At 64.7% G+C, this 14460-nt stretch carries 14 protein-coding genes; 1 reads left to right on the top strand and 13 read right to left on the bottom strand.

The annotated features are described in order from the left end of the window. The first annotated feature begins 171 nt into the window (after positions 1-171). A complete protein-coding gene (locus tag AC5RV1_RS00940; protein ID WP_013600997.1) occupies positions 172-519 on the top strand; it encodes an RNA polymerase-binding protein RbpA in 348 nt (115 codons plus the stop codon). 87 nt (positions 520-606) lie between these two features. Here the strand turns inward: AC5RV1_RS00940 and AC5RV1_RS00945 are convergent, their stop codons facing one another. The 13 genes from AC5RV1_RS00945 to AC5RV1_RS01005 form a co-directional block, all read right to left on the bottom strand. Then, positions 607-1350 carry a polyprenol monophosphomannose synthase gene (locus tag AC5RV1_RS00945; protein WP_493948349.1) on the bottom strand — a complete coding sequence of 248 codons (744 nt, stop codon included), beginning with the start codon at positions 1348-1350 and terminating at the stop codon, positions 607-609. Positions 1351-1473: 123 nt separating this feature from the next. Beyond that, the gene (locus AC5RV1_RS00950; protein WP_493993163.1) at positions 1474-3132 is read right to left on the bottom strand and encodes an amidohydrolase; all 1659 of its coding nucleotides are present in this window, start codon (positions 3130-3132) and stop codon (positions 1474-1476) included. A 51-nt stretch (positions 3133-3183) separates the two neighbouring features. Further along, a complete protein-coding gene (locus tag AC5RV1_RS00955; RefSeq protein WP_493993164.1) occupies positions 3184-6114 on the bottom strand; it encodes a DEAD/DEAH box helicase in 2931 nt (976 codons plus the stop codon). A 20-nt stretch (positions 6115-6134) separates the two neighbouring features. After that, complete coding sequence (gene tatC, locus AC5RV1_RS00960) at positions 6135-6929, bottom strand: twin-arginine translocase subunit TatC (RefSeq protein ID WP_493948346.1); 795 nt, start codon at positions 6927-6929, stop codon at positions 6135-6137. Between the two features lie 48 nt (positions 6930-6977). Further along, positions 6978-7250 (bottom strand): Sec-independent protein translocase subunit TatA, encoded by a 273-nt coding sequence (tatA, locus tag AC5RV1_RS00965; protein WP_493993165.1) that lies wholly within the window; start codon positions 7248-7250, stop codon positions 6978-6980. Between the two features lie 32 nt (positions 7251-7282). Next, the gene (locus tag AC5RV1_RS00970; RefSeq protein WP_493993166.1) at positions 7283-7630 is read right to left on the bottom strand and encodes a hypothetical protein; all 348 of its coding nucleotides are present in this window, start codon (positions 7628-7630) and stop codon (positions 7283-7285) included. Positions 7631-7640: 10 nt separating this feature from the next. Next, positions 7641-9647, bottom strand: coding sequence for a helix-turn-helix transcriptional regulator (locus tag AC5RV1_RS00975; RefSeq protein WP_493993167.1), 2007 nt, complete (start codon positions 9645-9647; stop codon positions 7641-7643). A 103-nt stretch (positions 9648-9750) separates the two neighbouring features. After that, positions 9751-10146 (bottom strand): FKBP-type peptidyl-prolyl cis-trans isomerase, encoded by a 396-nt coding sequence (locus AC5RV1_RS00980; RefSeq protein ID WP_066275847.1) that lies wholly within the window; start codon positions 10144-10146, stop codon positions 9751-9753. 75 nt (positions 10147-10221) lie between these two features. After that, the gene (locus tag AC5RV1_RS00985; RefSeq protein ID WP_493993168.1) at positions 10222-11148 is read right to left on the bottom strand and encodes an FKBP-type peptidyl-prolyl cis-trans isomerase; all 927 of its coding nucleotides are present in this window, start codon (positions 11146-11148) and stop codon (positions 10222-10224) included. 113 nt (positions 11149-11261) lie between these two features. After that, positions 11262-12626: a Pup--protein ligase gene (gene pafA / locus AC5RV1_RS00990; RefSeq protein ID WP_256247842.1), complete on the bottom strand. Its 1365-nt coding sequence runs from the start codon at positions 12624-12626 to the stop codon at positions 11262-11264. Between the two features lie 8 nt (positions 12627-12634). Beyond that, a complete protein-coding gene (gene prcA, locus AC5RV1_RS00995; RefSeq protein ID WP_493993169.1) occupies positions 12635-13345 on the bottom strand; it encodes a proteasome subunit alpha in 711 nt (236 codons plus the stop codon). 1 nt (position 13346) lies between these two features. Then, positions 13347-14168, bottom strand: a complete 822-nt coding sequence (gene prcB, locus AC5RV1_RS01000; RefSeq protein WP_493993170.1) for a proteasome subunit beta — start codon at positions 14166-14168, stop codon at positions 13347-13349. Positions 14169-14248: 80 nt separating this feature from the next. Next, the gene (locus tag AC5RV1_RS01005) at positions 14249-14452 is read right to left on the bottom strand and encodes a ubiquitin-like protein Pup (protein ID WP_141941378.1); all 204 of its coding nucleotides are present in this window, start codon (positions 14450-14452) and stop codon (positions 14249-14251) included. Positions 14453-14460 lie beyond the last annotated feature (8 nt).

Raw genomic sequence — 14460 nt, forward strand, 5'->3', positions numbered from 1 at the left:
CACCCGTATAATTGGGTATTTGTCCGGCAGGAGCAGATCCGCTGGAACAACCAAGCTTCGCGATGCGTTGAATCTTAAGATGCAGCACAGAGCACACAGTAGTCCGGAGGTGCTTTTTAGCCACCGGCTTGCGCGGGGTCTTACTCCGCGAACCGATCAGAGGGAGAAAACATGAGCGATCGCAGCCTGCGGGGCATGCGCCTTGGTGCGCAGAGCATGGAGACCGAGTCCGGAGTCGAGCCGGCTCCGCGCCAGCGCGTCGAGTACCGGTGCGAGGACGGCGAGCAGGTCTTCGTAACGTTCTCTTCCGAGGCGGAGATTCCCCCGGTCTGGGTTTCCAAGACCGGCAAGGAAGCCCTCCTGGTCGACGGCGAACGCCCGGACACCAGCAATGACAAGGCCGTCCGCACGCACTGGGACATGCTGCTGGAACGCCGCTCGCTTCCGGAGCTGGAGCAGATCCTGGAGGACCGGCTGACCATCCTGCGCGAACGCCGCGGAGAGCGCCGCTCCGCCTAGCACCCAAAAATGCATTAAGGGCCGTCCCCCTCCGTGGGGGACGGCCCTTGCTTTTGCCGCGGCCGCTTCTTGGCAGGCTAGGGCTAGTTACGGCTGCGCCGACGCCTTCTTGCGCGTGAGGGTGTTCCAACGGGCCTGGAGCCCCCACTTCGTGACGTTGATCATTGCCTCCACCACGATGTTGCCGCTCATTTTGGAGGCGCCGAGTTCGCGCTCCACAAAGGTGATGGGCCGTTCCTCGATCCGCAGGCCCATGCGGGAAACCCGCCAGGCGAGGTCAACCTGGAAGCCGTAGCCCACTGAGTCCACCTGATCCAGGTTGAGCTTTTCCAGCGTGGTCCTGCGGAAGGCGCGGTAGCCGCCGGTGACGTCCTTGATCTTCAGGCCCAGCATCAGGCGGGCGTAGGTGCTTCCCACCCGCGAGATGGCCTGCCGGTACAACGGCCAGTTCACCACGCTTCCGCCGGGGACCCAGCGCGAACCCATGGCAAGATCGGCGCCCTGGTCGATGGCCTCGAGGAGCTGGGGCAGCTGTTCGGGCTGGTGGGAGCCGTCGGCGTCCATCTCCACCAGCACGTCATATCCGGCGTCCAGCCCCCACCTGAAACCGGCGATGTAGGCGGCTCCCAGCCCTTCCTTGCCTTTGCGGTGCAGGACATGCACCTGGGCGTCCTCGGCCGCAAACCCGTCGGCCAGCCGGCCCGTGCCGTCAGGGCTGTTGTCATCCACTACCAGCACGTCCGAGGCCGGTACGGCTGCGCGGAGCCGCTGCAGGGTGATAGGCAGCGATTCCAGCTCGTTGTAGGTGGGGATGATGGTAAGGACGCGCACAGAGAGCCTTCCTGGTGGGAACGGTCGGTGCGCCCGCGGACGAGCGAAATCGCTGGCAGGCGCAGCTACCTATTATAGGGCGGGCGGCACAGGGGCCAGGAACCGGGGGGTCAGGAACGGGGGTCAGGAACGCAGCGAAGAGCTGGAGTACAGTTCAGAACCGTCCCTTACCGTCTGCAGGCAAACCGGGTCGGAGCCGGTGTCCAGCGCAGGCAGCAACGGTGTACGGGCCCTCGGATCGGTGCTCCACGACTGCACCCTGCCGTCGGCCACCTGTACCATCAGCTCCTCAACCTCCCACACAGCAAAGCTCGCCGGAGCTCCGGGGACCAACTGGCCCGCCATGGGGTTGTGATACCTGGCTGCCCGCCACCCTGCCCGGGTGTGTCCCAGGAAAGCCGCGCGCGCCGAAATCCGCTCATCCTCATTGTGGTGCTCCACGCAGGCCCTGACGCTGGACCAGGGGCGCAGCGGGGTCACGGGGCTGTCACTGCCAAAGCACACCGGAACCCCCGCGGAGTACAGGCTGGCGAACGGATTCATGGACCTGCTCCTCTCCCCCAGCCGCTTCTCGTACAGTCCTCCGGGACCTCCCCATGCAGCGTCGAACGCTGGTTGGGCACTAACGGTCACGGCGTAGCGGGCAAGCGTTGCGATGGCTGTTGCATCCACCATTTCCACGTGCTCAAACCGGTGGCCTGCAGCCCGGACGCGCTGCTCCCCCACCTCGGCCGCCGCGAGCTCCAAGGCCTGCAGTGCGGCATCCAGCCCGGCGTCCCCAATAACGTGGAAACCGCCCTGGATCCCGACGAGGGAACAGGCAGCGAGATGCGCCGCTGCTTCCTCAACAGTCAGGTACAGGCTGCCGGACTCTTCGGGGGCGTCGCTGTAACCCGATCTGAGGGCCGCCGTCCGTGATCCTATGGAGCCGTCGATGTTAAGGTCGCCGGCCAGGCCCCGGGCGCCGACGCCCAGCTGATCAAGAATGCTGCGGGCGTGCTCTTCGGATGTCGCCAGTTCGCCCCAGTACGGCAGTACGTCAGGCGCCGGCACTCCCCCGTTGTTGTTGTTCCAGCTTGCCGCCAGCCTGAGGTCCTTGGCGCCCCCTATATGCGGAGCGCCGATCTCAGCGACTGCCACGTAGCCGTTGGCGGCAGCCTCCGTGAGGGCCCGGCGCTGGTGCCCCCGGAGCACTTCCTCGGGGAGCCGGCGCGTTGCCTGCCGGGCTGCTGCGTGCGCGGCCCGCCGGACCCTTGGGCCGCCGTCGAAGCCGTCAAGGCCGCGGAGGCCTGCCGAGTCTGCCAACGACGCCGAGACCAGGGCTGAGTGGACATCCACGCGGGACAGGTACACCGGGCGGCCTCCTGAAGCCCGCTCCAGTTCCTCCGCGCTTGGCAGGCTGGCATCGGCCCAGGTGCTTTCATCCCAGCCGTGGCCCAGGACCGGACCATCGCCGGGTGCGGCGGCGACGGCGTCCAAAAGTTCACGTGCAGAGCTGGCCTTCTGCAGTGCCAGGGAATCCAAGGCGATTCCTGTTTCCGTCAGGTGCATGTGGGAGTCCACGAAGCCGGGGGCAACCAGCGCGCCGCGGAGGTCGATGATGTCCATGGAGCTGTCCGCGATGGAAGTAGCTGCCTGTTCGGATCCCACCCACGCCACCGTGTCTCCGTCCACAAGCATGGCGGTGGCAAAGGGGTCGGCGGCTGTGTAGACAGAGCCGTTGCGATAGAGGACCGGGCTGGTCTTGGCACGGGATCCGGACAGGTCTTCGGGACGGGGCATAGGTAAGCAGTACTCCTGGAGATAAGACGGCCGGCAGCAGCGGGCGGTAGGTCAGAGAACGGAAGAGTAGGCCACGACGCCGCGGCGGATCAGCGAGATGGCGTCGGAGCAAAGGCGTGCGAGGCGGGGATCCAGGCCAGGAATCTTTGCGAGCTGGTCCAGCAGGTCAACCACCTGTTTCACCCAGCGGACGAAATCACCCGCCGCGAGGTCGGTGCCGCTCAGGACGTCCTGCAGGTGCCGGCCCCGCGCCCACTTGTAGATCGGCCACACCAGGCCCAGTTCGGGTTCGCCGGTCAACGGAAGCTTGTATTCCTCTTCCGTATCCTCCAAGGCGGACCATTCGCGCACCACGATGTCCACCGAGGTCTCCAGGGAGACGCTGGGCATCCGCGGGCGCAGCCCCCGGTCCTCGCGCTTGGCTTGGTACACCAGGACGCTGGCAAGGGCTGCGATCTCCGCGGCGTCAAGGTCATTGAAGGCGCCAAGCCGGAGCGACTGGGAAATCAGCAGGTCCTTCTCGCCGTAAATCCGCCGCAGCCGGTGCCCGTCGGAGCTGATGATCAGCCTGCCGTCGGTGGCGGGTTCGAGGTAACCGTAGGAGGACAGGACGTCGCAGACCCGGTCGAACGTCTTGGCGATGGTGTTGGTGCGGCCCTGGATCTGCCGGACCAGCCCATCCGTTTCCCGCCGGAGCTTCCACCAGCGTTCGGACCAGCGGGCATGGTCCTCCCGTTCACTGCACCCGTGGCAGGGGTGGGCGCGGAGTGCGCGTCGAAGGTCGGCAATCCGCTTTTCCTGGTTCGGCAGGGCGGTGGCGAGGCCGAAGTCGTTGTTGCGGTTATTGCCGGGTGCAGGCGGGCGGTTTTCCCGCAGCGCGTTCCGGGCCGAGGATGCAAGGTCGCGCCGGGACTTGGGAACCTTGGCGTTGAAGGACTTGGGGATGCGGATGCGCGTCACGGGCGCGATGGGACCTTCCAGGTCATCGGTCCCGATGCGGCGCAGCTGGTTGTCCAGGGTCAGCACGGCGGGACGCGGCTCCCGGCTGCTGTGGTCCGAGCTCAGCACAATCGCGGGGCCAGGGGCCCGGCCGCCCGGAACGTGCACAACGTCGCCGGGAAGCAGGCGCGCCAGCGAATCATCGCTTAGCGACTTCCGCGCCCGTGACTTGGTGCGGGAGGTGGTGTTCTCGGCGTCGGAGAGCTCCCGGCGCAACCGCGCGTACTCCGTGAAGTCCCCAAGGTGGCAGGTCATCGATTTCGCGTAGCCGGCCAGCGATTCCTCGCGGCTGCGGACCTGCCGTGCCAGGCCGACCACAGAGCGGTCCGCCTGGAACTGGGCGAAGGAGGACTCCAGGATCTCGCGGGCCCTTACCCGGCCGAACTGGGCCAGGAGGTTGATGCTCATGTTGTAGGTGGGCCGGAAGCTGGAATTCAGGGGGTAGGTACGCCGTGACGCCAGGCCGGCGACCGCCGTCGGGTCCGTACCCGGCTGCCACAGCACCACAGCGTGGCCTTCGACGTCGATGCCGCGGCGGCCGGCGCGGCCGGTCAGCTGGGTGTACTCCCCGGCAGTGATGTCCACATGCGCTTCACCGTTGAACTTGTCCAGCTTTTCGAGCACAACGGAGCGGGCCGGCATGTTGACGCCGAGGGCAAGCGTCTCGGTGGCAAAAACAGCCTTCACCAGGCCGTCGGCGAAGAGCTTCTCCACTACTTCCTTGAAGGTGGGCAGCATCCCGGCGTGGTGCGCCGCGAAACCCCGAAGCAGGCCGTCCCGCCAGGTCCAGAAGCCCAGAACGTCCAGGTCGTCCGGGGGAATGTCATGGCCGGCCTCGTCCACGCGCTCGGCGATGATCCGCTGCTCTTTTTCCGTAGTGAGCCACAGCCCGGAACTGACGCACTGGGCAACGGCAGCGTCACAACCGGCCCGGGAGAAGATGAAGGTAATGGCCGGCAGGAGGTCCATGCGGTCAAGGCTTGCAATCACCTGGGGCCGGCTGGCGGGCCGCACTCCCCGTTCGTCTCCGCCCCGGCCAGGGCGCTCATTCCCGCGCCTTCCGCGCTGGCCCCGGCCGTTGGGCCCCGATCTGGCACGGAAGCTCTGCATGCTTTCGCTGCGGGCCACCGTGAGGAGGTCGGGGTTGACGTCGAAGCCCCGGCTCTTGGCCCTGTCCTTGCTGGAGTTCTCTTGAGCCTCGTCCGAGTCCACAGGTGGAGCAATCTCGTCGAAGGTGGTTTCCCCGGCAAACAGGTCCATGATCTGGCGGCCCACCATCACGTGCTGCCAGAGCGGCACCGGCCGGTGCTCGGACACAATGATGTCTGTATCGCCGCGGACGGTATCAAGCCAGGCGCCGAATTCCTCGGCATTGGATACGGTGGCACTGAGGGAGGCCACCTGCACTTCGCTGGGGAGGTGGATGATGACCTCTTCCCAGACGGCACCGCGGAAGCGGTCGGCAAGGTAGTGCACCTCGTCCATCACCACGTAGCCCAGGTCGCCCAAGGTTGCCGAATCGGCGTAGAGCATGTTGCGCAGGACCTCTGTGGTCATTACCACCACCGGGGCATCACCGTTGATGCTGGTGTCACCGGTCAGCAGGCCCACGCTGTCGGCTCCATACTTGTCGCTGAGCTCAGTGAACTTCTGGTTGCTCAGCGCCTTGATGGGTGTGGTGTAAAACGCCTTCAGGCCCCGCTGGAGCGCCAGGTAGATCGCGAACTCGCCAACGATGGTTTTTCCGGCCCCGGTGGGCGCTGCGACCAGCACCCCCCTGCCTTCCTGCAGGGAACGGCAGGCTTGCCGCTGGAAGTCGTCGAGCTCGAAGTCCAGGGTGCGCGAAAAGGAACCGAGGTAAGTGGCCGCCTCTGCCGTTCGTTCGGCGCTGGCACGGTACCTCTCGGCCGGCGATAACTCTTCAGGATCGCTGGGGCCGGACGGGAATAGCCTGGGCCGGAACGAACCGTCGTTGGAGGACATACTCCAAGCCTAATAGGAGCCTAGAGGTTCTTCAGCTCACTGCCCGGGGTGGCGATGTCCGCTGTGGCATCAGTTTCCGCCAGGCGCTTGGCCTGGCGGCGCTCCCTGCGCTTGTCATTCATCAGGCAGATCCCGATGGCCGCGAAAAAGAGCACCAGCAGCGGGCCCGCAAGCATGAACATGGAGATGGCGTCGGCCCCCGGAGCAGCAATTGCCGCCAGCACAAACACCAGGAACACAGTGACGCGCCAGGCCTTGAGGATGGTTTGGCCGGAGATAACACCGGCCATGTTGATGCCCACCAGCACCACGGGGACCAGGAAGGCGATCCCCAGCACCAGGACCATCCGCGTCACGAACTCAATGTACGTGCGCGCATCAATCACGCTGGACGAGCCGTCCGGTGTGAACTGTGTCAGTGCGCGGACCACCTGCGGCACCACAAGCCAGCCAGCCCAGATACCGGCAAGGAAGAGCGGGACGGCGGCCGCCATGTAGCCGAGGGTGTACCGCCGCTCCTTGGAGGTCAGGCCTGGCGTGATGAACGCCCACAGCTGGTAGATCCAGATGGGACTGGAAATGACCACCCCAATGAGGAGCGACATCTGGAGCTTGAAGTCGAACGGCGAGGCGATGGTTCCGAAGTTGATCGCCGAGAGCCCGCCGGTTTGCTGGGAGATGCGGTTGACCGGATCGGCCAGCGCCTTCAGCAACGGATCGTAAAGTATCCAGCCTCCGATGCCGCCAATGACGACTCCGATAGCCGACTTGATCAGCCGGTTTTTCAGCTCCTTGAGGTGGTCCCAAAGAGCCATGCGCCCTTCGGGGTTGGCTTTACGGGCCCGCGACAGTGCCACTGGGGGTCAGGCGCGGTTCGACGGCGGAACGTCAGTGCCGTCTGTCGACTCGCCGGGCTTCGCCTTGGGGTGGTTGACGATGGTGCCTTCCACGGGACCGGAGGCGTCAGTGGAGTCGGTCTTGCCGTCGTTCTTCATTTCCTTGACCTCGGATTTGATGATCCGCATGGACTGGCCCAGGCTGCGTGCCATCGCCGGAAGTTTGGGCGCGGCAAAAAGAAGCAAAGCAACAACGATGATAATTACGATCGGCCAGGGGCCATCAAACAGTCTTCCCACGGGAAATCCTTTCGTCTAAGTACATTTTACTTCTATGTGAAGTCCAGATCGCCGAGCGCCTGCGGCTGACCCCGGTCCGTCTTGCGCTGCACTCGTCTGAGGCGGCGTTCTTCCCGTCGGGACGACTTGGATGCCTCGTAATCATGTCGCATGACGGTCGGGGAGGCAAAAACTGCGGAACCCGGCTGCGGCTTCGTTGGATCCGGAGACGCGTCCGACTGCTCGATGGGGCCCAATTGCCCCAGTTTTTCACCGGCTGCCCCCAAGTCCTTGAGGGTGGCCATGAACTGGCGGAACAGCCGGAAGCCCAAAAAGGCATAAAGGAGCAGTGAGAGCGCAACGAGCGCTACCCATATCAAAATCCAGGACCACCAAGGCATGCTGAGAAGTCTAGCCGCCGTACCTGGCCAGGGACGCCGCCAGCCATGTGCGGGCCGCGTCGGCCAGTTCCGCCGGGGCCAGGATCCGGGCGGAACCGCCATGCTGGGCCACGAACATCGGAAGCCACGCGGTGTTGCCGAACCGGATATCAGCAACCAGCCCGCCGTCGTCGAGCTCGGCAGTACGTTCCGCGTAATAGTCGTCGGCCAGCCCCCTCCCCTGCCGGGTGAGCTGGACCGTGACAATCGTGTCGTCGTCCCTGGCCGTGAAGAGCTTGGCCGGAACCCCGTCGGCGGGGGTTGTACCGGCCGGCACCGGCCGCCCGTTCGGGTGGAGGTGCTGGACGCGGTCCAGCCTGAAATTCCGCAGCCCTTCCACTGAATGGCAATAGGCCTCGAAGTACCAGATGTTGTCCAGCGAATAGAGGCGGAGCGGGTCGACGTCACGTTCCGAGACGCTGTCCCGTTGCGGGGCCAGGTACGTCAGGCGCAGCTGGGATCCGGACTCGATGGCTTGCCGTACCGTGGCGTGTGTCGCGGCATCTGCCGGTGCCATTTCCGGACCGGCAAGGGAAGCTGCCCGGAGCCCCTCCTCGCCGGCGGCCGCCAGGAGCTTGAGCGTCACCGATTCCAGGGCGCTGCCCTCTGCTACCTCCGGCAACCCGTTGAGCGTCTCCAGCCCGGTCAGGAGGGCGCAGGCCTCTTCCACGGTGAAGCGGACGGGTTTGGTCAGGTCCAGGTCCTGCGTGATGTAGACGTGGTCGTCCTCCCACTGGATGTCCAGCAGATCGTCGGGATAGCCCTCCGGAAGGCCTGAACAAATGAGGATTTGCAGATCATCCTCCAGTTCCTTCCTGCTGATCCCGAAGCGGTTTGCGACGTCCTCGATGTGCAGGCCTTGGTTGTGGACCAGGAAGGGCACCAGTTGGAGCATCCGCTTGAGCTGGTCCTCCGAGGTGCGCGCGCGGACGGGCCGGGAGGGAGTGCTGGCGAACCTGAATGCGGGGACAGGGGCGGCGCTGAACTCTGCTGCGGCGCGAAGCCGGCGCCGGACGGCGTCCGCAAGTTCGGCGGGAGCCACTGCCAAAGCGTCAGGGCCGTAGGAAGCTAGTTCTTCGGCAAGAACCTCCGGGTCCCGGTACTCCAGGCTGATCCGCTCGTAGCCCGTTTCGGGTGGTTCTGCGGCGCCGCTGCCCTGTGCACCTTCCAGCGCAACGTCCTGTGCGACAGCACGGCGGCGCAGTGCCAATAGCCGCCCTTTTCGGACGTCCACGACGGCGGTGCGCAGCGGCAGTTGCGGCAGGCGGTCCAGTTCCTGCCGGATGTTGAAGTCGCGCGGCGGCGTGAATTGCTCGCGCTCGAGGATGGTCACCGCGCTGGTGAAGCGGGACAGGCGGAAATGGCGGGGTGCCTTCCGGACCCTGTCGTAGCCCGCAAGGTACCAGTGCCCGAAGCGGCTTCCGAGCCCCCAGGGCTCAACCGACCGTTGTTCCTCGGTTCCGGTACTGCCGGCAAGGTAGGTGAACGTGACGGGGTGCTTGGCGTGCATCGCGGCAACAAGGTCGTCGAAGGCCTGGCCGGCGGGCTTGATCCTGGGCTGGACCCCTGCCGGTAGTTGGACGTCGGCCATCGCTCCGGAGGCCTGGAGCTTCCGCAACGCGCTCTGTGCGGCTGTGCCCAGTGCTGCGCGCTCCCACAACTGGGAGGCCAGGAGAAGTACCGTCCACTCCTCCGGCCCGAGCTGAACGTCCGGCAGGCGGTTGGATTCCTTGCCGATCCGGTAGCGGGTGGTGGCGGGATCATCCTCGCTCCAGCCCAGGTCCGTCAGCGTTTCGACGTCGAAGCCGAAATTGCGAAGATCGCTTTTGTCCCGTTCGAACATGCGGCCGAAGGATGCCTCGTTGCCGGGGGTGTCGCGGTAGATCGTTGCGCGCAGTTCGTTCCGGCGCAGGCCGTACCTCGTGTTCAGCAGGGCGATCAGCAGGTTCAGGAGGCGTTCAGTACGGGATGCGGACACCCTCGCTACGTTACTAAACTCCGCGCCGTAACGCAGGAAGCGCGGCAGCAACGGGATGTGATGGTCCTGTTGCTGCCGCGCTCCACACGGATTTCTGCTGGGGTCAGCGAACGCCCACGAGGTCAACCACGAAGATCAGGGCTTCGTTGGGTGCGATGGCGCCGCCTGCGCCACGGGAACCGTAGGCAAGCTCGGAGGGGATTTCGAGGCGGCGGCGGCCGCCAACCTTCATGCCCAGGAGGCCCTGGTCCCAGCCCTGGATGACCTGTCCGACTCCCACCCGGAAGTCCAGCGGTGCGCCGCGGCCCCAGGAGGCGTCGAATTCCTCACCCGTGGACCAGGCAACTCCGACGTAATGGGTGGAAACGGTGTCTCCGGCTTTTGCTTCGCGGCCGTCCCCCTCGATGAGGTCTGTGATGACGAGTTCCGTGGGAACGTCGCCCTCGGGGAAGTCGATTTCGGGCTTCTGCCGGTCAAATTCCCGCTGTCCAAAAGACATGCTTGCTCCTTGGTGTCCTGTAGTTGGTGTGCTGATTGGATGCCGCGGCGGGGGCCGGGCCTGTTGCCATTGTTGCTACTTGGCTCCGAGGATGTCCACTACGAAGACAAGATCGCCCTTGGCTTCGCCCTGGCCGGCGTCGCCGTAGGCCAGGTCCTTGGGGATCACCAGCAGGACGCGTGAGCCTACGGTCTTGCCGGCCAGTCCCTGGGTCCAGCCCTTAATGACGCCGGTAAGGGGGAAGGATGCAGGCTCGCCACGGTCGAAGCTCGAGTCGAACTTCGTTCCCCCCACCAGGTTGACGCCCACGTAGTTCACGGTCAGGGTGTCGGTCTCCTTGACAGCGGGGCCGTTGCCCTTGATCAGGTCCTGGGAGACCAGTGCGGTAGGAGCGGCAACCCCTTCGACGGAGATCTCCGGAACGCCGTCTTTCTCAGTGACGGTGGGCAGGCCGGCCGGCGGGGTAACTGTCTCACCTTCGGGTTTCTCAAGCACCGGGGTGACGTCGGAGGCTGAAAGGACCTTGATCACCAGCAGCTGGGTAGGCTGGGCTTCGCCGCCGGCAGCAGCGGCCTGACCGGGAACGGCGAGTGCAAGGCTGGAACCGACCTTAACGCCTACAAACGCGTTGTAGATGACCTCGCTGCCGGTCTTCAATTCCTCGTTGAGTTCCAACGCCTCGGGCTCGCTGGCGAACGTGTCCTCGAGAGTGGATCCATCCGTACCGTTGAGGGCGAGGATGGAGATGTTGGCGATTTGGTTCGCCTTCACTGTGTCGCCGTCGCCCTCGGTGACCACCTTGATGGTGGGCTCTGCCACTTCCAGCGGCTTGGTGAACTCCACGCCCGGAGCTTTTTTGTCCCCGTTGTCGGTCAGTTTGAGGGAGTCGAACTTTGCAGTCTCGCCAGCTGACTTGCTGGTGGGTTCCGGCTCCGCGGTTGAACCACCGCAGGCGGTCAACAGCAGCAGGGCGGGAAGAAGGATTGCTAGTAGTCGGCGCACGTAAGAGAACTTTCGTCGGGGCAAGATGGAGGCAGTGGTCCGCAACTCAGCGGGCGGCACCGTGGCAGGCCCTTTAAAGGGACCCTATCCAGAATAGCCCCTGAAGCTGGGTGTCAGCCCATAGAATCGAGAAGGGCATCCACGCGGTCATCGACGCTGCGGAACGGATCCTTGCACAGGATGGTCTGGTGTGCCCGGTCGTTCAGTTTCAGGTGCACCCAGTCCACGGTGTAGTCCCGGCCCAACTCCTGCGCCCGCCGGACAAAGTCACCGCGAAGCTTTGCGCGCGTGGTTTGCGGCGGCGCGTCAACGGCGTCCTTGATAACGGTGTCGTCCACAATCCGCCGGACGGCCCCGCGGCCCTGAAGCAGGTAGTAGAGGCCGCGGCTGCGGGAGATGTCATGGTAGGTCAGATCAAGCTGGGCTATCCGTGGGGCGTCCAGCCCGAGCCCGTGGCGTTCCCTGTAGTTGTCCATCAGCTTCTTTTTGATGGCCCAGTCAATCTCGGTGTCGATGCCCCGGGTGTCGCCGCTTTCGATAGCCTTCAGCGTACGTTCCCAGAGGTCGAGGATCACCGGGACATGGGAGTTGTGGGCACCGTGCTCTTTGACGAAGGCAGTTACTTTTGTGAGGTACTCCTGCTGGATTTCCAAAGCGGTAAGCTGGCGCCCGTTGGCGAGGCGGACCAGTGCCCGTCCGCTGAGGTCATGGGAGATTTCGCGGATGCTGCGGATAGGGTTTTCCATCCGCATGTCCCGCATAATGACCCCCGCCTCGATCATTCTCAGGACCAGGTCAACGGTGCCCACCTTCATCAGGGCCGTGGCTTCGGACATGTTCGAATCGCCGACGATGACGTGCAGCCGTCGGTAGAACTCGGCATCCGCGTGCGGCTCGTCGCGGGTGTTAATGATGGGGCGGGACCGGGTGGTGGCCGAGGAGACCCCTTCCCAGATATGGTCCGCGCGCTGGGAGAAGGCGAAGGTTGCCCCGTGCGGGGTCTTCAGGATTTTTCCGGCGCCGGCGATGAGCTGCCGGGTGACCAGGAAGGGAATCAGGATCTCGGCCAGCCGGGAAAATTCACCGCGGCGGGGAATCAGGTAATTCTCATGGCTGCCATAGGAGTTTCCGGCCGAGTCCGTGTTGTTCTTGAACAAATAGACCGTGCCATTGAAGCCCTCAGCCCCGAGGCGGGCCTGCGCTTCGTCCACGAGGTCGTCGAGAATCAGCTCCCCTGCCCGGTCGTGGGCGATCAGCTGCGCGAGGTCGTCACACTCCGCCGTTGCGTATTCGGGATGGGAGCCGACGTCGAGGTACAGCCTCGAGCCGTTGGTGAGGAAGACGTTGGATGAACGGCCCCAGCTGACCACCTTCCGGAAGAGGTACCGGGCCACCTCCTCGGGGGCAAGAGGCCTCGAGTCGGGGCTGGAATACGAAATCCCGAATTCCGTTTCGATACCGAAGATTCTCTTGTCCATCTGTCCTCCTAGGCCAGCAATGCAGTAATATCCGCGTCGTCGAGCCTGCGGAAGGCGCGCCGCGAACCCCGCGAGCTCTCCGATGACCTGTCCAGCACGGCAACTTCCACGGCCGTTACAGGCAATGCCTTGGGCTGTTCGCCAGTCTCGGTGCCCGGAACCAGTGCTGCCATGGCAAGCCGCAGGGCGTCTGCAAAGCTCATTTCGCTCCGCCAGCCCTGATCGATGGCTGAGGACACCCTGTCTGCCTGGCCGCCCATCACAACAAACTGGTGTTCGTCTGCAATGGAGCCGTCAAAAGTCAGGCGGTAGAGGTGGTCTTCGGCCTGCGTGGGACCTACCTCCGCCACTGCGAGTTCAACCTCAAATGGCTTCTGCTCGGCGGTAAATACTGCGCCGAGGCTTTGTGCATAGACGCTGGCGAGGCCGCGGGCGGTAACGTCCTCGCGGTCGTAGGAGTAGCCGCGGACGTCTGCGTACCTGACGCCGGCCTGCCGGAGGCTTTCGAATTCGTTGTACTTCCCGACGGCCGCAAATGCGATCTTGTCGTAAATCTCGCCGATCTTATGCAGGGACGGGGAGGGGTTCTCGGCGACCAGGGCAATGCCGTCTGCGCAGCTGATGACCGTAACTGACCTGCCGCGGGCTATTCCCTTCCGTGCGAAATCCGCACGGTCCTTCATTAGCTGCTCTGGCGATACGTAAAACTGCTGGGTCATCTCAGGCCTCCCGTCCGGCGTTGGTGCGGGCCTCGATGATGTTTCCAGCGGCCGCCGCGAGCACGTTCTCGGCTACCCGCCGTGCGCCGACCCTGTCCACGGTATAAATGACAGGCCAAAGTTGGCGGACGGTATCCGGTCCGCCCGTGGCGGAATCGTCGTCGGCGGCGTCGTAGAGGGCTTCGACGGCGACGGACACCGTTTCGGCCTCGCTCAGGTTTGGACGCCACAGCTTTTTCAGGGCGCCCCGGGCAAAGACAGAGCCTGAACCGACCGTATGGTGCTCGTGTTCCTCGTACCGGCCACCCGTGACGTCATACGAGAACAGCCTTCCCACACCGGCGCTGGTGTCGAAGCCGGCGAAGAGCGGCACCACGGCGAGTCCCTGCATGGCGAGGGGCAGGTTGCCCCGGATCATCGCTCCCAGCCTGTTGGCTTTGCCTTCCAGGCTGAGGAGGGTGCCCTCTATCTTCTCGTAGTGTTCCAGTTCCACCTGGAACAGTCGGGTGAGGTCAATCGCTATGCCGGCAGTGCCGGCGATGCCGAGGACGGAATAACGGTCGGCAGGGAAGACTTTTTCAATGTGCCTGCTGGCTATCACGTTGCCCATGGTGGCCCGCCGATCCCCGGCCATCAGAACACCGCCGGCGTAGCTCATGGCCACAATCGTGGTGGCATGCGGAACCTGCAGCGGTGGGGTCCCGGGCACGACGGCCTGATGTCCCCTGTTGTACGGCAGGAGTTCGGGCCGGTCCCGCTGCAGATGTTCCGTGAAGGACGAGGTGGCGTTGGCGGCTACCTGGTTGGCGGTTGATTCCTGCACTCATGCACTCCTTGAACGTAGTTCTTCAACGTCGGTACAGATTCCGGCCGTCCGCGGCATCCGCCACCCACCGGTCCGGGTTACTGGCCGCCTTTTTGGACGAAGGCCCGCACGAACTCCTCGGCATTGGATTCGAGCACTCCGTCGATCTCGTCGAGGAGGTCATCCACGCCTTCGGTTGATGCTGATGCCTGCGCTTCGGGCGGCGCGGGCGGGGCCTCGGGAATGTCCTCGTCGACCTGGGTATCGCGCGATTGCGGCTGCTGCTGCTCCTGGCCTGCCATCTTTACCT

The sequence above is a fragment of the Arthrobacter sp. Hb9-2 genome, assembly GCF_059091165.1.